The organism is Hymenobacter metallilatus (assembly GCF_003944705.1).
GTDB classification, from domain to species: domain Bacteria; phylum Bacteroidota; class Bacteroidia; order Cytophagales; family Hymenobacteraceae; genus Hymenobacter; species Hymenobacter metallilatus.
On sequence record NZ_RWIS01000024.1, the window covers coordinates 16,044 to 37,855 of the forward strand.

The following is a 21,812-nucleotide window of genomic DNA, read 5'->3' on the forward strand; positions in this document are numbered from 1 at the left end:
ACTATTTCACCACTTCACCAACTCACCGATAATGGCTGAAAATGGCCAGTTGCAGCAGCTTGTTGGCTAGTAACGTGAAGGTAAACCCCCAAAGGGCTGCACTCCAGGCCATGTGCAGCAGAATTTGCCAGCGCGGAACGTGCAGTTGAGTGGCAATGACAGTGCCACCCACCGGGCTGAAGAGAATGGGCGTCAGGAAGGCAATGCCTACCATACCGAAGCGGCGGTAAATGCCTACCACCGTACGGCTGCGGCGGCTGAATAAAGGCTTTCCCTTGGCCTCCCGCTTCCGACGCATGTGCAGGGCCCACTGCCGGCCCAGCCCCGAAATCAGGATAACCGTCGTCATCATGCCCGCTACCGAAAGCCCCCACACCAGCGGCATGGGCAAACCCGCCGCCACGCCCGCCAGCGGGGCCGCCACGAACTTGAACATGCCAATGGCAAAAACGGTGGCGTATTTGAGCAGCTGAGGTAACACGGATGTTGGAATTGGTTCGGTAGTGAAGATAACAGGTGCGCAGCCGGGCAGTTAGTTCAGTTGGGCTATCAGAACGTGCATCCGGAACGTGTACTCCGGCCCGCGCCTGTGGGTAGTTACCTTCACACGCGAGCCGGAGCCCAGCTTCGGAGTACACGTTCTGGGGTACACGTTCTTACAGCTTGCTGCCGTACGATAGGTCGCCGGCGTCGCCGAGGCCGGGCACGATGTAGGCCTGCTCGTTGAGACCCTCATCAATGGCGGCTACCCAAAGCGTAGCCTCCGGCACTTCGCGGGTCACGTATTCCACGCCCTGGGGGCTGGCAATGACGGCCGCAATGTGCACCTGCCGGGGTGTGCCGAAGCGCAGCATGGCCCGGTAGGTTTGTACCAGGCTTTTACCCGAAGCCAGCATGGGGTCGGCCAGAATTAGCACCCGCTCATCGAGGCTGGGGGCCGAGAGGTAATCGACTTGCACCTGCACCTGGGCCGTGCCCTCGATGCGGTAGGCGGCGGCAAACGCCGAGGGCGACTGGTCGAAATAGTTGAGGAAGCCCTGGTGGAAAGGCAGGCCGGCCCGCAGCACGGTAGCCAACACCGGAAAATCGTGGAGCAGCTTGCCGCTCGACTCGCCCAGGGGCGTGCGCACAGTCTGGTCGGTGTAGCTGAGCTGGGAGCTGATTTGGTAGGCAATGATTTCGCCCAGACGCTGCAGGTTACGGCGGAAGCGCAGGGAATCCTGCTGCACGGTTACGTCGCGCAGCTCGGCCAGGAAGTGGTTGGCAACGGACGGCTCGGCGCACACAACGTGCACGCGAGGGTTGGCGGCCGCGGCAGCCGCGGCGGATAATTCGGCAGAAGAGGGCGTCAGCGCATCCATTGGAGGTACCAGGGGCGTTGTTGGGTGAAGGATAGGGCCGCGTAAGGAACGGGCACGGCCCCGAAATTGGCGAAAAAACGGGCAATTGACGGTATCATGCCGCCCTCAAAATCGAGTACCAGCCCCGGCGTGCCGGCGTGGCGCCGAATGGCCGCATCCACTAGCAATAACGGAGCAGCGGCCTTTTTACCTTCTACGGAAGCGGCGGCAAACAAATAAATCAGCCGGGAACGGTAGCGCACAAACAGGGCCCCGGCCAGCAACGGGCCGCCCGGGGTGGCGCGCACCTCGTGCAGCTCCAGCAGCTGCCGGGCCTGTAGAGCGGCTACCAGGCGGCGCAGCCGGGCATAGTGGCGCTTTTTCAGGCCGGCGGCGGGGCCCTGGGTTTGCCGGAACAGGGCCAGCAACGGCTCCGCATCCGAAACGGCACTTAACACCGGCGGCTGGGTGTCCGTTTCGCTCAGGCGCAGGCGGCGGCGGTAGTCGGCGCAGTAGCCGGCCCGGATGGTTTCGTAAGGCCCGGCCAGGGACAAGTGGTAGGTCTGACGGAGGTGCACGGCCATGGGTGGCCGGGCGGGCGGCAGGCCGTTGTCGGTGCTAAGTTGGGTATAGAAGCGGCTGTATGCCCTGCAAGCCGCATATTCTTCCAACCAGACCCTGATATCATTTCCTGCCCCAATGATGCCGAGCTGCTGCGTGAATGGCGGCTGATATACCTCCCGCCCTCCGGGCCGCCGCTTCACTGGCAACGGCCACACGGCCCGGTAGCGGCCAGTATGCTCATCGGTTTCCACCAGCGCATCCCACTGCCCGGCCGTGGCCCGCAGCCACCACGACGCGGCGTAGGGCACCACCTGCGGGGCCGAATTGATGCAGGCATCCCAGGCAGCAAAGTCGAGCTTGGAGTGGCGTAACAGGCGAATGGGCATACCCAAAGGTACTGCCGGGGGCTTTCCGTCGTTAGCAGGTTCAGCTAATCCTTCCACAAACTCCGTAGGTTTGCCCACCGGCACGCCGGCTTTGGCGTACATGGCTCTGCTTATGAGAAATTCCTACCTATACGTATTGGGTTTGCTGAGTGTGCTGGCCACGCCCGCCGCTGCTCAGGATACGCCCACCCGCCCCACCGATGGGCAGGGCAACTGGCTAACCTACGACCAGCCGCTCAAGCCGGCCACCCCGGTCAACCCCGCAGCTCAGCGGGCCCAGCCGGGCGTTTCGGGCAAAACCACGATGGGCACCACCTACGTGCCCCTCGATGCCGACGTGTACCGGCTGATTGACCGGTACGTGATTCTGCACGGGCCCGACTCCCTGGGCGACCCGCATACTTCCGTGCGGCCCTACACCCGCGCCGCCGTGGCCCGGCTGGCCGAGCGGATGCTGCAGGACTCGGCAGCCGGCCTCTCCCGCCAGGACCGGTTCAACATCCGCTACCTGCTGCGCGACAACTGGCACGATGCCCGCTTGGACTCGGCCGTGAACGTGCGCCCGACGCCCCTGCTGAAATACTTCTACCAACGGCCCTCCGACCTGTACAGCGTAGAGCAGCCCGAGTTTTCGCTGCGCGTGAATCCGGTGCTGGGCCTGAGTCTGGGTAACTCCGACGGGGCCAAAAGCTACGCCTTCCTGAACACCCGCGGGGTGCAGGTGGAAGGCACCATTGACCGGCGGCTGGGCTTTTACGCCTTCCTGGCCGACAACCAGATGGCCGTGCCGCTGTACGTGCAGGAGCGGGTGGAGCGCGACCGGGCCGTGCCGCACGAGGGATTCTGGAAGCCATTTAAAACTACCGGCGGGCAGTACGATTTCCTGTCGGCGCGGGGCTACCTGACCTACGCAGCCGGCCGCCATGTGAGCCTGCAGCTGGGTCACGACCGGAACCAGATTGGCAACGGTTACCGCAGCCTGATTCTGTCGGATTACTCCTCGCCCTACCTATTTCTGAAGGTGCAGACGCGCATCTGGAAGTTTCAGTACCAGAACCTGTTTGCCCAGCTCATAGCCGACCCCAGCGACCTGGATGCCTCCTACGACCGGAAGTTTCTGGCCCTGCATCACCTGAGTCTGGATGTGCTGCCCAATCTGAACATTGGCGTGTTCGAGAGCGTACTCACGGCCTCGTCGCGGCGGGATTCGGTTATCAGCAACGGGCAGGTGCGGGTGCAGCGCCGCAATACCTTCGATATTCAGTACCTCAACCCGGTTATCTTCTACCGCACCATTGAGCAAAGCACCGGCTCCCAGGATGGCAACGCTTTGCTGGGCCTGGATTTCAAATGGAACCTCTGGAAACGGGTGCAGCTGTACGGGCAGCTGGTGCTGGATGAGTTTGTGCTGAGCCAGGTGCGGGGCGGCAACGGCTGGTGGGCCAACAAGCAGGCCGTGCAGCTGGGGGCCAAATACATCAACGTGGCCGGCATCCGCAACTTCGACCTGCAGGGCGAGTTCAATTTCGTGCGGCCCTACACGTACCAGGCCCTCGATAAATTCCGGAGCTACCAAAACGCCGCTCAGCCCCTGGCTCACCCAATGGGGGCCAACCTGTGGGAGTTGATTGGCATTGCCAGCTTCCAGCCCCTGCCCCGCCTGCACATGGTAGCAAAGGGCTTTCTGGTGCGCCAGGGCCTGGACCCGGCCGGGCAGAACTACGGCTCCAACGTGCTGCTGCCCTACGACAACCGCCCCCGCGACGCCAGCGGGCAGGTGCGGGAGTACGGCTTCTTCGTGGGCAACGGTATCAGCTCCTACCTGCTCCACGGCGACCTGACGGGCTCCTGGCAGGCGGCGCACAACCTTTGGCTGGATGGCAAGCTCATCTACCGCCACCGCACTTATGAAGATGGCCGTACGCCTCCGCCTAACTTCACGGCCGACGGCGGCGTGCTGGCCTCGGTAGGACTGCGCTGGAACATTGCCCAACGCCTGCACGAGTTTTAACCGCCGCTCCATGCGCCACGAATCGGCTACCACGCTGCTCTACCGGCCCGTCAACCAGGCGGAGCTAGACTTGATTGCCGCTACGGGCTGGGTGGCGTTTCCGCCGCGCCTGCCGGAGCAACCGTTCTTTTACCCTGTGCTTAATGAGCAGTACGCCGCCCAGATTGCCCGCGACTGGAACGTGCCGTACTACGGGGTGGGCTACGTGCTGCGCTTCGCCGTGGATGCTGATTACGCCGACCAGTTTCCGGTGCAGAACGTGGGCGGCCCGGAGCACAACGAGCTGTGGGTGCCAGCCGCTGAGCTGCCGGAATTTAACCGCCACATTGTGGGTCAGATAGAAGTAGTCGGCATTTTTGAAAGCTAACAGCACCGCCGCCCACCCCTGCCCAATGGCGGCTATGTGCGCAGTGTAATACAGCACCGCCGAAGTACCCTCACAACAAGCGGCCGAATACTGCAGTATTCGGCCGCTTGTTGCGTCTGCGTACCGGTAATAAGGCGTGGCGTGTGCTTTTAAGCAGCAGACAGTACGCTACCAACCCGATGCCGTACCTTTGCCCGTTCCGATGAAGACCTACCTCCGCATTCTGCAATACGCCCGGCCCTGGGCCTCATTTCTGCCACAGTACTTGCTATATACTGTACTAGCTACGGTATTCGGCCTTATCAACTTTACGCTTGTTATTCCACTCCTCTCTGTTCTTTTTGAAAAGTCTGATAAAGTGGCCTCAGAGGCACCTAGCCAGCTACCCGAATTTCATGTAAGTATTGATTGGGCAAAAGATACCTTCAACTACTTTTTTGCCCAGGTATTAGATACGTACGGCGAGATGGGTACGCTCACATTCGTGTGTGCTGTGGTTGTAGTATCCGTTTTGCTGAGCAATCTATTTCGCTATTTGAGTCTGCGAATTCTGGCTGTCGTCCGGGCTCGGGTAATCAAAAATCTGCGCCATGATTTATATCACCGCATTATCAGGCTCCAGCTAGGATTCTTCGGAGCAGAGCGGAAGGGCGACCTGATGTCACGCTTTACTTCGGATGTGCAGGAAGTGGAAACCTCTGTGGTCAATACTTTGACTGCCGTTATTCAAGAGCCGCTCAAGATTGTAGTGTACTTCTCCATGTTGTTCTACATCTCAGTACCGCTAACCCTATTTGCACTGATTCTGCTACCTATTTCTGGAGGACTGATTGCCAGTGTTGCCAAACGTCTGCGTACACAGGCGAAGCAGAGCCAGAGTACCCTGGGTACCATGCTTTCGGTAATTGATGAGACATTGGGCGGTATTCGCGTCATCAAAGCCTTTAATGCGCAGGAATACGTCAAGGGGAAATTTGAAGCTCAAAACGCACAGTACGCGCAGGCTTCGCGCAACATTGATAACACCCGTGACTTAGCGTCGCCCTTCTCAGAAGTTGCGGGCGTAGCTGTTGTTGTTGGGTTATTATATTTCGGCGGTACACTGGTTTTAGGAGTCAACCCTACACTTACTGGCCAGACATTCCTTGGCTATGTAGTAATATTCTCGCAGGTGCTCACGCCGGCTAAAGCACTATCGTCGTCGTTTGGCAACATTCAGCGGGGGCTGGTGGCTGGGGAGCGGGTGTTGAGCATCATCGACACCGAGCCGCTGGTGCGCGACAAGCCCGACGCCAAGCTGCTGCCCGCTTTCGAGCACCAGATTGAGCTGCGCGACCTGCAATTCAGCTACGGTAACGTGCCCGTACTCCAGGATATCAACCTGACCATTCCCAAGGGCAAAACCGTGGCCCTGGTGGGCCCCAGCGGCGGCGGCAAAAGCACCCTAGCCGATCTGCTCCCCCGCTTCTACGACCCCACCGGCGGCCAGCTCCTCATCGACGGTCACGACGTGCGCGACTGCACCATCCACTCCGTGCGCGACCAGATGGGCATCGTCACGCAGGAAAGCATCCTGTTCAACGACACCATTTTCAATAATATCCGCTTCAACACCGAGGCCACCGAAGCCGAGGTGATGGAGGCCGCCCGCATTGCCAACGCCCACGACTTCATTGTGGCCGCCCCCGAGGGCTACCAGACCCTGATTGGCGACCGGGGCAGCCGCCTTAGCGGGGGGCAGCGGCAGCGCCTGAGTATTGCCCGCGCCATTCTGCGCAACCCGCCCATCCTGATTCTGGATGAGGCCACTTCGGCCCTGGACACCGAGAGCGAAAAGCTGGTGCAGGAAGCCCTCACGCGCCTCATGCAGAACCGCACCAGCCTTGTCATTGCCCACCGCCTGAGCACCGTGCAGCACGCCGACGAGATTGTGGTGCTCCAGCACGGCCGTATTGTGGAGCGGGGCACCCACGAGGAGCTGCTGCGCCAGGGCGGCCTCTACCAGCGCCTGAACATGATGCAGACCACCAACGCGGCCCTGGCCTGACGCCGAGGGCTGTACTTTTCGGAGGAGAATAGTAGAACAGCGGCTTAGCACTGCTAAAGCGCTATATTTAGTCCGTTCAGCGGCCGCCTGCGTATGACGGGCTGAATTTTCCCCTCTTCTCCACCACAACCGCTTTACGTCCTATGCTTGCTCTTAAACGATTGGTAACCATCCTGGTGATGGTATTTCTGGTGCTGGCCCTGCTGGTGTTGCTGATACCATCGGTGCAGAGCAGCTTTGCCAGCATGGCCGGGGCCCCTGAAAGCCTGTACTTCGGGTTATTCGTGGCGGCCGTGGTGCTGCTGGGGTTACAGCTAATTACGGAAAACCTGGACAGCGTGCTGCTGCGCCGGGACGTGGCCGCCCGCGAAGGCAAGATTAACGAGCTGAAAGCCCGCCTCTACGACCATCAGCTGGAGCAGCAGCGCACCGCCGAGCGGCCGCCCGTGGTGCCCCGCACCGGCGTAACCACCTACCCCGAGCCCCACGCGCCGGTATTCCCCGAGTCGGACCCGTCCCTGCCCAATGCTCCCATCGACCAACCCAACTCCCTCATTCCGCCGCGCAACCCCAATTACCCGGCGTAATTTCCGCTTTCCGTGACCCAACTTTCGCTTACCGGCTTAATTGAAGCCGAGCTGCTTGAAGCCCAGGCCGTGCTGACGCGGTTTGTGCAGGACCCCGCCAATCTGCAAGCCATTGAGCAGGCCGCCCGCCTGATTGCCCGCAGCCTCGATGCCGGCGGCAAAGTACTGACCTGCGGCAACGGCGGCTCCCTCTGCGACGCCCAGCACTTTGCCGAGGAGCTGACCGGCCGCTACCGCCAGAACCGCCGCGCCCTGGCAGCCATTGCCCTCACCGAAGCCTCGCACATGAGCTGCGTGGCCAACGACTTCGGCTACGACTCCGTGTTCAGCCGCTACGTGGAGGCTCTGGGCCGCCCCGGCGACGTGCTGTTGGCCATCAGCACCAGCGGCAACTCGCCCAACGTGCTGCGAGCCGCCGAAGCGGCCCGCGCCGCCGGTATGCAGGTGGTAAGCCTCACCGGGAAAGACGGGGGCCAGCTGGCAGGCCTCAGCACTGTGGAAATACGGGCCCCGCACGCCGGCTACGCCGACCGGATTCAGGAAATCCACATCAAGGCCATTCACATTATGATTATGCTTATTGAGCAGCTGGTAGGTTGACACAGTTTGTCATCCTGAGCAGAGCGAAGGACCTTCTCACAGTAGAACGAGTCGTGACAACGATAGTCGTTCTACTGTGAGAAGGTCCTTCGCTCCGCTCAGGATGACGGTTTGTTTTGGCTGGCTCCGTATCTTCCAGCATCCTCGTTCCTTCTATCATTTGCTTTACTGATCCATGCTTACCAAAACCTTCGGCTCGGCCGTGCAAGGGGTTAATGCTTATACAATTACTATTGAAGTAGTTGTGTCGCAGGGCACTGGTTTTTTTGTGGTGGGCCTGCCCGATAACGCCATCAAGGAAAGTCAGCAGCGGGTAGAGGCGGCGCTGAAGTTTCGGGGGTACCGGATGCCGCGCACGAAGGTGGTGGTGAATATGGCCCCGGCTGATATTCGCAAGGAGGGTTCAGCCTACGATTTGCCCATTGCGGTGGGTATTCTGCACGCTTCCCAGCAGCTAACCACCGAGCGGCTGAGCGAGTATATCATTATGGGGGAGCTGGCCCTGGATGGGGAGTTGCGGCCAGTGCGGGGCGTGCTCCCTATTGCCATTCAGGCCCGCAAGGAAGGCTTCAAGGGCTTTATCCTGCCCCGTGAAAACGCCCAGGAAGCGGCCATTGTCAACAACCTCGACATCATTCCGGTGGGCACCATGCAGGAGGCCGTGGACTTCCTGGAGGGCCGCCAGGACATCGAGCCGGTGGTAATTGATACCCGGGACGTTTTCCAGCACACGGCCAACCAGTACGCCGCCGATTTTGCTGACGTGCAGGGCCAGGAGAACATCAAGCGGGCCCTGGAAATTGCGGCGGCCGGGGGCCACAACGTTATTATGATTGGGCCGCCGGGCGCGGGCAAAACCATGCTGGCCAAACGTCTGCCCAGCATTTTGCCGGAACTGTCAAATACAATAGAAAATGATAATTCACACAAGAAGATGAGAATCTATTGTTATTAGAGAAACCTCTTGACAATCAGCACCACTAGCAACAGTACCCGATACTGTTGTTGGAGATGATCTTACTCAGGCTGTTATCCACTCCTGCATAGTTATGTATCCTCATATTGTACCAGAGTTTCCTGAGGGGCGAGAATACTGGATGGTCATGTGGGTCTATCTAGTCACCCTTGAAGAAAACGAGTATCGTTTTACTGTTGACTTGGCTGAGATAAAAGACGTTGGTGTGGTCAGGGGTCTTAAACCTTATAATGCTACTAACTACACTGGCCAACATCGCACGGTGCAGGTTGGTCATGCGTTTCTTCCGCTTATGGAAATCGGAAGCATCTGGCACCAGAAACGGCTTGTTTTTTCTCCTGCTACAGGCCGCCACCCTGATACGACAATGGCTGTTTCTATAGCCGATTCACAGCAAGGATATAATATTACTCTACACGCCCTGTCCCAAAGGATTGACCCTATTAGTCGCTTCCCTCCCTACAGACATCCCAACGGTTCTCTATTGTCTTCTCTCTGCTGTGTGCTGGAGAGCCAGGACTTTACGATTCGGAACGGCGAACGCATCGACCTGCTCATTCTACCTCCGGCCGAGATCTTGCGCTTCTACTACTGTGGTTCTGCGAACCTCTTGAAACAAGTGCTATCCAACGGCATACCGTATGAGCAGGTCTACTTGCGTGAGGCTACTCGCTATGACCCGGTGACCCAAGAACTCTATATCAGGATGCGTGGTCATCTTCGGGATTCAGATGCGCATTTCGTCGGCCGCCTCGCTGGTGACCAGACCGCTCACCAGGTAACCACAGAGTTAGGCAAGCGCATCCAGCAGAATCTCATCAATCATCGACAGAGCTATCTAGAAGCAGGCTTGCCTTTCACAGGCCAGACCAAGCTACACGTGACCGGCAAGTGGATTAAAACGCTAACTGACCCCAAAAGCTGGGCGTTCATGGTTTATACAATCGTCAGTTGTAGTGCAAAATTGCCCTATCGACACCTACACTATTACCGGGAGAACGACGCGAGCAAGACGCCCGACCCACTGCAGGTAGTCCAAGCGCCTGAAGGCGCGATACGCGAAGCAAGTCCACCGGCTGAGGGCGCAAGCATCAGTTCCACTGCTGCTGCCAGTTCGGAGTTTGCAACTGGTGACCTAGCGATGCTGACGCCTGCCGAGAAGAAATTTTTGCAAGCGCCTCCAGCCACGCGTATAGCGAAGGAGCAACAATTGACTACTACCGTGGGCTCTACTCCACATTGGTACGTGCAGCTACCTAGCTATACCGTTTCAGATGGAAATGCAGGATCCGTAGGGGACGTAGTAGGACCACTTACCACGGAGATTGATGATAACGAGCGGAAAGAAACAGGCACTGGTGTGACTTATGCTCAATTTCATCTGCTTACGGAACAGTTACGTGCTTTGACCATTGCCTGTTCCTATATCGATTACAGCAAAGCAGGCAACTCGACAGGAGGGAATTATTCCTTTGCCAACTATCTCGACTTTCCATACCCTTCGGTTTCAACATCGCCACTCATAAGCCGCTGGCTGCCGTTTCACTCGCCCAGAGAGAAAGACGTCACCGACAAACGGAGGCGCCGAGTGGTGGTTTTACAATTGGTTTATGGAGCAACGAAGTTCTATCTAATCGAATGCGAAGCTAGAAAAACTGAAAACTTCAGCCGCCTCTTGCTCAAACCTAACACGCCGTCCTATAATCTGGAGGTTTTGCTGACTGAATTACTTACCCAATTAGCTGCACATAAAGGTATCTGGAAGAGAGCGTGGAAACACGAAAAATTAGCCGAACTCGATGTCGCCAAGCAGGCCATTCATCATGGTGCACACGATACCCCTGCGCAGTTGGCCGCCCGCGTAGTTGGGTATCTGAAGGAGATGTAGGGTTTTTCAGCCCGTCTGCACACTTAGCATCTCGGCAACGAACGCAGCTGGTAGGTGGTGCCGCTCGCTCAGAATGGCAGACAAACGGGTATTGGTGCTTCGAATGACCTCCTGCAACCGAAACGGCCACTCGTCCAGCAGCCAAACAGCTTGTCCAACGATGCGGCGTCGATCATCGACTCGAAGCGCCTCTATTCGATTCTCAAATCCTCCACTGGGTTGGTAGAAAGCCACGCCGGCATTCTCAGCCACCGCACGCTGGAAACGTTGCAAGCTGGGTCGCTTACTGCTCAACAGCATCAACACTTGGTGCAAAACATCAAAGTATTCATACTGGCCTTGCCCCTCCGTCGAAACCGCTAGACGTTGATACCATTGCTGCTGATGGCTTAATAGCTGCGCGGGGAGCTGTTCTGACTGCAAGTCAGCCAAATCGGTGTAACAGCTAGTACAGCAGCTCAAGGGGTAAGCTGCCAGCTCGTTTTTGCGGCCGATCTCGCCGCGATGAAACATGACTGGCCGTTCGCAGAACGGACATGCATCTAGCAGCCAGCAACCGCATTTTGGACAGCCGACAGCTAGTGCTAGGCGCCACCACCGCCGGTAATATGGGGTTATACCATCTCTGCGCAAACACGACGGGCAAAACTGCATCCCGTAATGCGTGTAAGTCCGGTGATAGATTCCCAGAGGAAGGATCCAAGAAGCCGCGCCCTTAAAAAACGCCCGCTTAAATAGTAGCCCTTCGTAGGAGGCCAAGGTTGTTTGATAACTACGAGCCGCGCTTATGCCTACTTTACGAGCCATCAATTGCCAGACCTGCGGATGAGCCATTCGATCCAGGTCTCGGTTCCAGAAAGCCAAGGAAGGCCACACGATCTTACAGAACGAATGCGCCTTCATGTGGTGCGCGTGGATATTTCTGAGTAGCCAGCTGGAGAGCAGTTCGTCTTCTTTGGGAAGTACGAATGCAGGCCAGCGATCACCGGAATCGAACGACATACCGTTTGGCTAGCGAACTAGAGTAAAGGCATAGGTATGTCTGGGTACTGCTCAGCAGACAGCCGCCCGTTAGTGACCAGTTCTGCTTTTAATTCCTTGCAGATCTTGATAGTAGCTTTCAAATACGACTGTTTTTTGCTCAGTATCTGCGAGGTCTGATACTCGTTTTCGGTAACCTCGGCCAGTTGTTTCTTCCGATCTTGCAAGGCTTGCCTCCTCAGCTGCAAGCTCTGCCTCTTCTTGTTCAAGCTCTCTCTCCTGCTTGTCAAGCTGGGATCGCTCGAAGGTAGTATGCCGTTCCTGAGTTGCCCTAATTGTGTGTTTAACTGCTCTAATTCGGCTTTCAAGATCTTCGTTGTACGATCGAACCTTGCCTGTAACGCTTTCGAGTCGTGCCTTGAAGTAGTCCACCACGCGGCTAAGTTGCGCTTCCTTTTGCTGAATTCTTCTTTCCAGTCGGCTTCTCCTTTCTCTAAGCTCGCGCTGTCTTGCCCGCACTGCTTTCTCAGCCTCGATACTCTTTCGCTGGCGCTCTTCAAGTCCTGCTCGATGCTCCTGCATTCTTGCATGTATGGCCTCTCCAAGTCGAGTATCACGCTCGTTTCGTCTCTGTTCAAATCCTCTCGTATAGTCCTGGCCCGTTGCCTCAGCGATTCGATATGCTTCGTTTTCTGCTGCCACGTCAGCTCTTCCCAGCACTCTTCTAACTGCGAGTACTGCAGCGTTAACTCGGTTAAGCCGGCACTTGAGCGTTTCCGCCCTTCCAGAAAGGCGTTCTTCGAGTTCAGTAGCCGGGATACTTCCGTCCACAAGTAAGTCGGTACCAGATGGCGTAAAGTGGAAGGTAGCTTGTAGGCCATTGTAAAGCCAAAAGGTATTAGAGGTGATCGTAAATAGCCGTTCGATACCGGCTGGGTCACAATGCCGGGGAATGTGAATCTCAATGGTATCAATACCATATGCCCGAAGCTTGGCAATCTTTTCGGGAGTGCAGCGGTGCTCGGCGTATATCTCGATTAGCAGGATGCGTTTGCCGGTGTCATCAAAGAAGATGACATCGGGCCGGGCCAGCAATACCCGTTGGCCCTGATGATCATCGAAATCAGGATAAAGACGGCGGTCCTCAAACCCAATTTCTCCTTCCTCATCAACGTAAATTGTCTGCTCAGCCACAGCGGAGGCGGCCACGACTTCCTGCGCCTCCGCTAACCGGGGCACCTTACCGGTATAGCCTTCCGGTATAGAAGCGTAAACGGCTGGCACCTTGACGCGCAGGCGGGCCAATAATAGTTGCTTGGCCTTGGCATGCCGGTAGGTTTCACTACCGTATGCACAGGGACGTTCTCCTTCCGTAGGCTTGTGGGCAAAGTGTTTTTCATTCCACTTTCCTAATTTGGCTACCATAGGAAAGCCGCAGGAAATACACCGATAGATGCCTCGACTTACCGCGCGCTGAATCGGAATTTCTTCCCCGTCTTCATCCAGTGCATGATCACATTGAACTGTTGGCATCTCAACGGAGCATATTAATACGTAACATTGGGACTGTTATAAACATACTAACTTCCAATAAGATAACAGCCCTTCCCCCACCCTAATGAGGGAGATTTAATCGATTGAGTTCTCCTACCATGTTGTACATAGGGTCTCGTCGCACCCCTTCTGCTATCAAATCTTCGGTTAGGTTTATAACGTAGGCCCAGGGTTACATGTAGTACACCCCACTACCCCACCTGAGAATATTCATGTTTACCATCGAAGAATTATACGTCAGCCGTTCGACAAGAGCTGCTATTGCACTATGCATATTTTCACCGTCCAACGTGCTCAACTGAGCAATGATATAATCACGCCCTTCCAACAAGCTTTTAGTTGCGAATGTGTACGCCTCAAAATAAGAGTCGGAACCCTCGCTCAATTTAACAGCTATCAATACACCGAAGACTAGTGCTACCCAAGGGTCAGTCATCCACAGATGCGATAATACATCTTGGTTTGGCGTACTTAGTACATGGCCGAACCCTACATTCCGAAAATCGCCAATCTGAGCATTGGCCCCTCCTTCGCAAATATTTAGAAAGAATAGTCGGCGCATTTCTCTCTCAACATGCACAGCAGCTATTTCTGTTAGGTTAACAGTTTCTGACCCCGACAGATAAAAATGAGATGTGTCAGGCTCGTAATTACCTAACTCTCCGTGCGAGGAAATCCATACTACATCATACTCATTAGATTGGTAGGCATCCATAAAGTCTTGCTTTGTGGACTCTCCCTCGCGCAGGATAGTCAAAGCAGCACCGGATCGTTGAAATAAATAAGCCAATACATCGATCTCCAATTCAGAGGTCATGCTATTACCTTGCCACAACAATACGCTGCGAACACGACCTGTTGGTGCTTTGGGTTGCAGACTTACGTAGATAGGAAGGGTCATTCCTAATTCTTTAATCATAAGTGCCTGCAATGGCAAATGGTTAAAATTGAAAGCACATAGAGCAGTTAACAAATCTAGATCGAAAGACTTAATACTATTTAGGTTGTAATAGGCGCTTACAGTCTGTTCAAACTCCTCACCGTACTCATACATAGGGCGTCCTACCCCTTTAGTTGGCACAGGTATAACTTGATCTACATGCCCCCTGAGTGAATGCAATTGACTTAATGCCAAGTTCATGATATCTACCAGCTTAGGAATTTCCATTTGCGTATCCTGCCTATGTATTATGGTACGCCCTTGAGCGCAATAGATCACCCCCTCCTCAGCGTTTGGAATTATAAATAGCATGCCGTCTGGCAACTCTTGTTGTGCCCCCGGATGATAAAAAGCATTAAGTAGAATTGCCAATTGAGTAGAAGCTCCTTTTCGGCAAAGTTCGCCAACCAATTTCTCCAATGTATTGAAGATCCGTGACTTTGCGTATGCAGCTTCCACAGGCTCGACTACTCGCGTTTCAACATCTGAGCTATAGTTTCTAACTGCAGTAAGAATTTTTGCAAAATTCGCTTGTATCTCGGGATAGCTGGTATTCACTTGGCAAGTCATTTGCATTTTTGCCACCAGATGCAACCCGGGCCGATTAATTATTAAATCATATAGGCGCTTGCGCAATGTGCGGTCTTGAAGCGTCAAAACAAGTTGTACACCCAGATGCAATTTACATTCAGGGTGTTCATCCCACGTCAGGTCGGCATACAATATTTCGATCAATTCGAACATTTTCGCCGCTAAAATGGGCTGCCCTTGACTTGTAGCCCAGCCGTGAAGTTGCGTTGCTAACTGCGCATTTACCTGTGTGGTAGCTCCTTCTATATCTAAAAGTCTAATGGCACCAGGCGCAAATTCTGCACACTCCGCTAGCAATCCACCAAAAGCCTTTGAATAATAATATAGAGCCCCTAACCAACGGGCGATGATTTGTGAAATATCAATCACCGGGTAAGCTTGCTGATATTGAGGCGACATAAATCGCCATAATAATTCAGTGTTAATTGAATACTCTTCCCCTAAATCAAACTTTTTCCCATAAAGCGATTGGGTAAAAGTATCAAAGTTTTCAGGTAATGCACCGAGCTGATTAAGTATTGGGGCAACATTAGCTCCGTGCAGTAAAATAAGCAGTTCTAATCCAAGGTGAGGCAGTACAGTTTCCGGGCTATTCTTTGCGGCGGTGAGCCCATCAAAAATAAGTTGAATATGCTTTCGAAAAATAGCAATAGGTTGTTGAGCAGCGGTATCGCATTCTACGCTTAACAAAAGGGATATAAAATAAAATGTCTCACTTTCTGATTGTATGTACTCTCGCAGCCATAAGTTTTCCGCTTCTGCACTTGAATCATATCGGCTCGTGTAAATAGTAGGAAATGCTTCTTTTATTTTCATGCGAGGAAGGGGAGAAAACAGTGTTTATATGCGGCGGCTGCCAGAGCAAGGGCATCGACGCGTGTGCTTGTACTAGTTGTTTGACACGCTACTGTACATATACCGCTTGCGGTGCTAATAACGCGCCCCTGTACTGCAGTTCCCACCTTGGCTGGTTGTGTACTACTATTTCTACCGCTGGCAGCGTATGTGCAGGCAGTCAACGCTTACGATATATGCGCTGGCCGGTAATCGCTGCCGGCCCGGCTTCGGTGAGCCTGACGTCTACAGGAAGTGGTCTTGTCAACGGTTACTGTGGTCGCTTCGCCGAATAAATTGTCGCCCTGAGGTTCCGTCACGAACTGGCCAGCCACCCACAGTTTGGGCTTCGTGCTGGCAATTACCCCATCGTATACTGGAAGTGTATGTACTTAGTGCAGACTGGCAGCTTCACTTAACCTTCAACCAAGCTTAGTAGCAAAAAACGTCCCTTTTCCGGTACCACCCTCCCTTGCCCGAAATTGGTACCATAGAACAAGAAAAGTCGGTACCCGAAACTGGTTTCCGCAATCAAGGTACCGTAAATTCGTATTTTGCTTCTTTCTGGTACCGTTACCCCTCACTTTTAATGAAACTCGGCTACGCCCGCGTCAGCACCAGCGAACAAGTGCTGGACCTTCAACTTGACGCCCTGCGCCAGGCCGGCTGCGAACAGGTCTTTACCGATACTGTCTCGGGGGTGCAGGCCCACAAGCCCAGCTGGGAGCAGCTAATGGCATACGCCCGTCCTGGCGATACCATTGTCGTCTGGCGGCTTGACCGGCTGGGCCGCTCCACCAAGCATCTGATTGAGGTGGTCGAGGACCTGAGCCGCCGCCAGCTGCACCTGATTTCGCTGCAGGACCCCATCAACACCACTTCGCCCAGCGGGCAGCTCGTATTCCAGATTTTCTGCGCCTTAGCCGAACACGAGCGCAACGTGCTGGTACAGCGCACCCACGCCGGCCTGCAAGCCGCCCGCGCCCGGGGCCGGCAGGGCGGCCGGCCCCCGGGCCTGGCCCCGCGTTACCAGAAAATCGCGCCCGCTGTCAAGGAACTCTACGAAGCCGGCCAACAGTCCACCCGCCAGCTCATGACCTACTTTCAGATTGGCTCCCGCCGCACCCTCTACAAAATCCTGCGCTTTGCCGGCTGCCAGATCAATGAAAAGATACCTGCGCTTCCCAATAAGTCAACCAACAAGCCCTTGTGAAGTGAGTTAAAAGGCAAGAAGGAACAGAAAATTTGAATCAATAGCCTTATTGATAGGCAAAGGCAATGTGGCGACAAGGGGCGATGTATTATTTCCCGAAGTTTAAACAGATTCGGCGCTCTACTTCAGACAACGCCATAAGCCCAATATATACTAACCGCTGCCTTTATATAATTCGCTGAAGGCTTCCCAGTACTGCTGTATTTCTCTGATCATTCTCCTTAACGTTGCTCTGTATAACTACTCCAGCGGAACCCCTGAATTTGTTTGTTCAGCGAGCGGCCAATCTAAATAAGTCCGGGTAAGCGTAGAGCGGTTTGGGTGGATTGTTTCCAGAACAATGCTGGCGGGTATGCAAGCAAAGTAGGGCGAAATGCCTTGTTCGTAGAAAGCCGCTTTCTCGTAGAGCAGTTCCGTAATTATGCCCACGACGGTGCCCAGTTCGTCCAGCACAGGGCTCCCGCTGTGCCCTGGTGAGGTACGGGCAGAAATTACTAACAGGTTTTGCCCTGAATACTCCTGCACCACGGAATTCACTTCGCCACGGTGCACCACTTGGTACGCATCGCGAGTACGCGGAATGGCAGGGTACCCGATGGTGATGATCTCATCTAGGATACCTGGTTGCGCCCCCAAGGTAAAGTCCGGTACGTCTGCCTGCGCCTCAACGCGCACAATAGCAATGTCAACGCCTAGCCTGTTTTGAAACCGTTCCACTTCGTGGTGAGGAATGAGTTCATCGTCCTTGGTTAGGATCCGAAAGCTCGTTGCATTAGCCAAGACATGATCGTTCGTCACGACCAACCGGCATCCTAGCGTATTATCTGAGTTGTTCATGTCGATGTACCATCCGGTGCCGATTCCGAAATCACCGTTGGCATTCTTCACCTCAATCTTAACGACAGAGTTTTTGTACCGATCAACGACATAGCGGAATCCGAGCAACGCATTCAGCAACAAGCCGTGATGGTGCAAGTTTTGCGTGTAGTCCCGGTTAAACACGTACTCTTGGTCCTGAACTGGTCCATATACCAAGGGAGTGAAATCCTCCGTCAGGATAAACTTCTCTACCAGAAGATCGAATGCAGCGTCGACCACGGTTCCGGACAATCCACCATCAAAACCATCCGGTTTCTCGTTGAAGAAGTACTGATAAAATAGATCTTTGGACGGGAAGTTTGGGTACTGAAAGGAGCGTTTATTCTTAAACCGCTCCTGGCTAAGGCCTGCCGCCGCAATCGCCTTGATGCGATCAAAACGGGATGGATCGGTTACCTCAGCGGTAGCATAATTGACGACCGCGTGAAATATAAGTAAGCGATTCGGACTGCTGAAGAAGTACTCGTAGGATTTTGGTTTCATAATAATGAGCCATGGTGGGACCTGACTTCCGCAAGTTAGGGATAGGATTCAAGCGCAGCGACAGCTCTGTTTTCATCTACAGCTACCTGCTTCCAATATGATCTAAGCGTGCAAGGGTGCCGACCAGTGCTAGAGCAGTAGGGAGAACTCTGGATTGTAGGTAGTAAGCCAGTTATCCGTGCAGCCCATGTAACAGGCTAAGACACCAACGTGCGGATCTACATAGTCGTTTGCACCCATTCTGTTATGCACGAAAATCATTTTTATGAACACGCTTTTAACCATAATGGTTACGAAAACAGAGTTCTTGAACACGCATATTAGGAAATAACAAACGATTTCCGGTTATTTGCGTACACAATTACTCACATAGTGTTTACTAGGCCCCGATGTACGCGGAACTGCTTAAGATCATAGAAGGTGGCCTTTCCAAGGACCCCCAAAAAGTAGCTAGCTACGCTAAGTTGCTGGCGCAGAATTACGCCAAGGATGGCGACAGCAAGTCTGCCGATCGTATCATGCGCTTGCTCGAAAACAAGCGCAGCCCGCTTGTTTACCTAGACCAGGTAATCACGCCTCCCGTTGATCAAGAGACGCGTCTGAGCATTGCCGATTTTATCATGCCGGGCGCGCAGGCCGAAATCCCTTTCATTTTCTCGGACACCCTGAAGAGCAAGCTCGATGTGTTTATTGGGCGTTTGGCGCACCGCAATGAATTACAAGCCGCCGGCATTACCCTTACGTCTTCACTGCTGCTCTATGGCCCTCCTGGGTGCGGCAAGACGACATTGGCCCATTATATCGCGCAACGCCTGGACTTGCCATTAGTGGTAGCACGGCTTGATTCGCTAGTGTCTTCCCTACTGGGCAATACGTCTAAAAACATCCGGCAAATCTGTGATTTCGCCAACCGCCAGCCCTGTATTCTCTTTCTCGACGAGTTTGACGCCATCGCCAAGGCCCGTGACGACCAGCACGAGTTAGGTGAGTTGAAGCGTGTGGTAAACAGCCTGCTGCAGAACATGGATGAGTTTGTGAAATCGGGCATTTTGATTGCTGCCACTAACCACCAGGACTTGCTGGACAAGGCCATCTGGCGGCGTTTCAACACCATTGTAGAGGTCGGCAAACCCGACATGGAAGAAATTCGACAGTTACTCGCGCTGTACCTTAGCCGCGGCTACGTGGATTTCACTCAGGACGCCCGGAAATGGGACAACATCGTGCAACTGATGGCTGGCAGCAGCGCCGCCGACATCAAGTCGATTTGCCAGAACACCATTGCCCACAACATCATGGCCAAGCGGCCAAAGGTTACTTACGCCGATGTGCTGCTCCAGTATTACCATTTCAAGAACCACAATAGTACCTCTTTTAAGGAACTGATTAAGTTCTTGAGTACCTATGACGTGAACCAAAAACTTATCGCGGAGATCTGCGATATTTCGCTGCGCCAGGTTCGTAATTATCTGACTCATACTGCTTAATTCATTTGCTATGCCGGACCAGAACTTACCCATTAAGATTTTCTACAAGCGTGGCCAGTATGACCAGCGCGCCACCGAAGGCATGGGCAACAAGCAGTTGCCTAAGTGGGTGGAAGGTCCGGCAGAGCTAGCGGCTAAGAGCGAGCTGTTTCAGCAAGCCTTGGCCGAAACAGCGACGGGTTTTGCCAATCGCCCTGCGGACAAAGCGTTTATTCCAGCGGTCATGAAGGTAGCCCTGCGTTCGCAGGCCCTTGCGAAAACTCCCCGGGCAGCCGTTGGCGAATTGTTCAACCGGAACAAGTCCGAATACAACTTTATTGGTTCTGTGCAGCCGTCCGAACTTCTGGTACGGGTTGATTCAGCTCAGCACCTGGAATTCATTACGCGCAATGTCGCGCAACCGCAGGAATTTCAGGTCGGTATGTCGGCTATCAATGAATTGGCTCCTTTTGAGCCAATCATCGAGCTGCCACAAGACTTAACCGGAACGGTGCTGAAAGTAAAGCTTATTCACTTTCAGGAACGCCACTTGGATGAGCAAATCGAAGCCTCATTTGAGGCGACCCTGCGTCAGCAACAGGTTACTTTTTCAAAGATCAAGTACACAGTCGAACTGACCATATACGAACTGCAACCGACTAGTGTGGATGCCCTACAGGTGGTGCAAGACTTTGAGGCGCTACTCTCCATTACGCCCGCGCCAGTCTATGGAGTTGGGTTGGATGAAGCAGATGCGGCGGCAGCAATTTCCGTCAAAGTGCCCGTAACTGGTCAGGAGTACCCTACCATCGGCATACTGGATTCCGGTATTGAGCCCATTGACCATTTGCGGGAATGGCTAGATCCGCGCAGCTACGTGGCCGTAGCCCCCGAAGATCTGGATCGGGCTCACGGCACTGGAGTGGCGAGCATTGTGCTGTACGGCGACGAACTGCAGGGCAAGCAGTGGGTAGGTCACGGCGCTTACAAGTTGCTTGACGCCACCGTTTTTCCTCGACGCGGCAAGGCGCTGACAGAGGGCGAGCTAATCAAACGAATCCAAGAGGCCGTATCACGGTTTCCTGACGTTAAAATCTGGAATCTTTCGGGAGGCGGTGACATCTCCTGCCCTGAGCAAGACTTTTCTGATTTCGGTAAAGCGCTCGACGCTATTCAGGACCGATATCAGGTCCTGATCAGCAAGTCGGCAGGCAACTGCCGAAACTTCGAGCAGTTCATGCCCAAAGCCCGCATTGCCCGTGCGGCAGACTCGGTTCGGAGCCTGGTAGTAGCGAGCATGGCGCACGACCGCGGCCCGGACGATGACGTTGACGCAGACTGGCCATCCCCCTTTTCGCGCTCCGGCTTTGGTCCAAACAATTTAGCCAAGCCCGACATTGCCCATTATGGAGGCAATTCCGGCGCTCCGCGCAACGGGCAAAAGGCCTCGTACACGGGGGTAAATGCCTTTTCCCTGGCTGGCGGCATTATCCAGCTATCTGGTACTAGCTTTTCCACGCCTCGTATTACGGCTCTATTGGGCGGGCTCAATCAACGCATGGCAGACGGCTTCGACCCGTTGTTGCTCAAAACGTTAGTGGTGCACTCAGCCAGTTATCCAGCCGGGTTAGCCCTTGACCCAATTGTCCGTCTTAAAGAGCTCGGATATGGCCGCCCTGGGAGCGTGGAGCAGATTCTGTATACTAATCAGCACGAGATCACCATTATTCTGCGCGACAAGCTGATCAAGGGTGGTTATCTGGAAATGTGGGACTTTCCGTTTCCAGAAGAATTGATCGACAACGGGCACTACTACGGCGAGGTTATTCTAACCATGGTAGGCGCCACACGATTGGACGGTACGCAGGGCGTAGAGTATTGCCAGTCGGACCTTAAAGTTGCCTTGGGCACGTACGACCGGATTATCCCGTCCACCTCCAAACGGAAGCGGCCGCTGAATCCCTACCAAAAGGAGAACGCAGGGCTTACGCATCAAATCTAAGGAGCAGTTGCACGGTCGTTTTGGCGGGCGCGGGTTAGTAGTTGGGTCAGGTAGTTATCGCTCCAGCCCGCATTCCGGCGGCGGGTCCGCAGACTGCCAGGCG

Annotated in this window: 16 protein-coding genes and 1 pseudogene; 10 read left to right on the plus strand and 7 right to left on the minus strand. The window is 54.6% G+C overall.

Translation table 11 applies throughout. The annotated features are described in order from the left end of the window. Window positions 1-22: 22 nt before the first annotated feature. From EI290_RS22010 to EI290_RS22020, 3 genes are all read right to left on the minus strand, one after another. Entirely contained in the window at window positions 23-481 is a 459-nt protein-coding gene (locus EI290_RS22010) for a hypothetical protein (protein ID WP_125433801.1), read from the minus strand. Window positions 482-656: 175 nt separating this feature from the next. Then, window positions 657-1,361 (minus strand): uracil phosphoribosyltransferase, encoded by a 705-nt coding sequence (gene upp, locus EI290_RS22015; protein WP_125433802.1) that lies wholly within the window; start codon window positions 1,359-1,361, stop codon window positions 657-659. Further along, window positions 1,349-2,392: a GNAT family N-acetyltransferase gene (locus EI290_RS22020; RefSeq protein WP_125433803.1), complete on the minus strand. Its 1,044-nt coding sequence runs from the start codon at window positions 2,390-2,392 to the stop codon at window positions 1,349-1,351. Before EI290_RS22020 ends, upp begins: the two co-directional genes overlap by 13 nt. A gap of 10 nt (window positions 2,393-2,402) precedes the next feature. Between EI290_RS22020 and EI290_RS22025 the strand changes: the two genes are divergently transcribed. The 7 genes and pseudogenes from EI290_RS22025 to EI290_RS22055 all read left to right on the plus strand — a co-directional run bounded on the left by EI290_RS22025 (window position 2,403) and on the right by EI290_RS22055 (window position 10,766). Then, window positions 2,403-4,301 (plus strand): hypothetical protein, encoded by a 1,899-nt coding sequence (locus tag EI290_RS22025; RefSeq protein WP_125433804.1) that lies wholly within the window; start codon window positions 2,403-2,405, stop codon window positions 4,299-4,301. Between the two features lie 10 nt (window positions 4,302-4,311). Continuing rightward, complete coding sequence (locus EI290_RS22030) at window positions 4,312-4,668, plus strand: ADP-ribosylation/crystallin J1 (protein ID WP_125433805.1); 357 nt, start codon at window positions 4,312-4,314, stop codon at window positions 4,666-4,668. Between the two features lie 202 nt (window positions 4,669-4,870). Then, a complete protein-coding gene (locus EI290_RS22035; RefSeq protein ID WP_125433806.1) occupies window positions 4,871-6,715 on the plus strand; it encodes an ABC transporter ATP-binding protein in 1,845 nt (614 codons plus the stop codon). 143 nt (window positions 6,716-6,858) lie between these two features. Then, the gene (locus tag EI290_RS22040) at window positions 6,859-7,302 is read left to right on the plus strand and encodes a hypothetical protein (protein WP_125433807.1); all 444 of its coding nucleotides are present in this window, start codon (window positions 6,859-6,861) and stop codon (window positions 7,300-7,302) included. A 12-nt stretch (window positions 7,303-7,314) separates the two neighbouring features. Beyond that, window positions 7,315-7,902, plus strand: a complete 588-nt coding sequence (lpcA, locus tag EI290_RS22045) for a D-sedoheptulose 7-phosphate isomerase (protein ID WP_125433808.1) — start codon at window positions 7,315-7,317, stop codon at window positions 7,900-7,902. Between the two features lie 175 nt (window positions 7,903-8,077). Then, window positions 8,078-8,803: pseudogene (locus EI290_RS22050) on the plus strand (magnesium chelatase domain-containing protein); the annotation flags it as partial. Window positions 8,804-8,951: 148 nt separating this feature from the next. Beyond that, window positions 8,952-10,766 (plus strand): hypothetical protein, encoded by a 1,815-nt coding sequence (locus EI290_RS22055; RefSeq protein ID WP_125433809.1) that lies wholly within the window; start codon window positions 8,952-8,954, stop codon window positions 10,764-10,766. Between the two features lie 6 nt (window positions 10,767-10,772). Here EI290_RS22055 and EI290_RS22060 read toward each other — a convergent pair whose 3' ends face one another. From EI290_RS22060 to EI290_RS22070, 3 genes are all read right to left on the minus strand, one after another. Further along, window positions 10,773-11,768 carry a TniQ family protein gene (locus EI290_RS22060; protein ID WP_125433810.1) on the minus strand — a complete coding sequence of 332 codons (996 nt, stop codon included), beginning with the start codon at window positions 11,766-11,768 and terminating at the stop codon, window positions 10,773-10,775. 69 nt (window positions 11,769-11,837) lie between these two features. Then, window positions 11,838-13,172 (minus strand): competence protein CoiA family protein, encoded by a 1,335-nt coding sequence (locus tag EI290_RS22065; protein ID WP_185817119.1) that lies wholly within the window; start codon window positions 13,170-13,172, stop codon window positions 11,838-11,840. 301 nt (window positions 13,173-13,473) lie between these two features. Continuing rightward, entirely contained in the window at window positions 13,474-15,648 is a 2,175-nt protein-coding gene (locus EI290_RS22070) for a CHAT domain-containing protein (RefSeq protein ID WP_125433812.1), read from the minus strand. Window positions 15,649-16,255: 607 nt separating this feature from the next. Between EI290_RS22070 and EI290_RS22075 the strand changes: the two genes are divergently transcribed. Further along, a complete protein-coding gene (locus EI290_RS22075) occupies window positions 16,256-16,879 on the plus strand; it encodes a recombinase family protein (protein ID WP_125433813.1) in 624 nt (207 codons plus the stop codon). Between the two features lie 240 nt (window positions 16,880-17,119). Here EI290_RS22075 and EI290_RS22080 read toward each other — a convergent pair whose 3' ends face one another. Beyond that, window positions 17,120-18,241 carry a S1 family peptidase gene (locus tag EI290_RS22080; protein WP_125433814.1) on the minus strand — a complete coding sequence of 374 codons (1,122 nt, stop codon included), beginning with the start codon at window positions 18,239-18,241 and terminating at the stop codon, window positions 17,120-17,122. Between the two features lie 389 nt (window positions 18,242-18,630). Between EI290_RS22080 and EI290_RS22085 the strand changes: the two genes are divergently transcribed. Then, window positions 18,631-19,728, plus strand: a complete 1,098-nt coding sequence (locus EI290_RS22085) for an AAA family ATPase (RefSeq protein WP_125433815.1) — start codon at window positions 18,631-18,633, stop codon at window positions 19,726-19,728. 10 nt (window positions 19,729-19,738) lie between these two features. Continuing rightward, complete coding sequence (locus EI290_RS22090; protein WP_125433816.1) at window positions 19,739-21,709, plus strand: S8 family peptidase; 1,971 nt, start codon at window positions 19,739-19,741, stop codon at window positions 21,707-21,709. Window positions 21,710-21,812 lie beyond the last annotated feature (103 nt).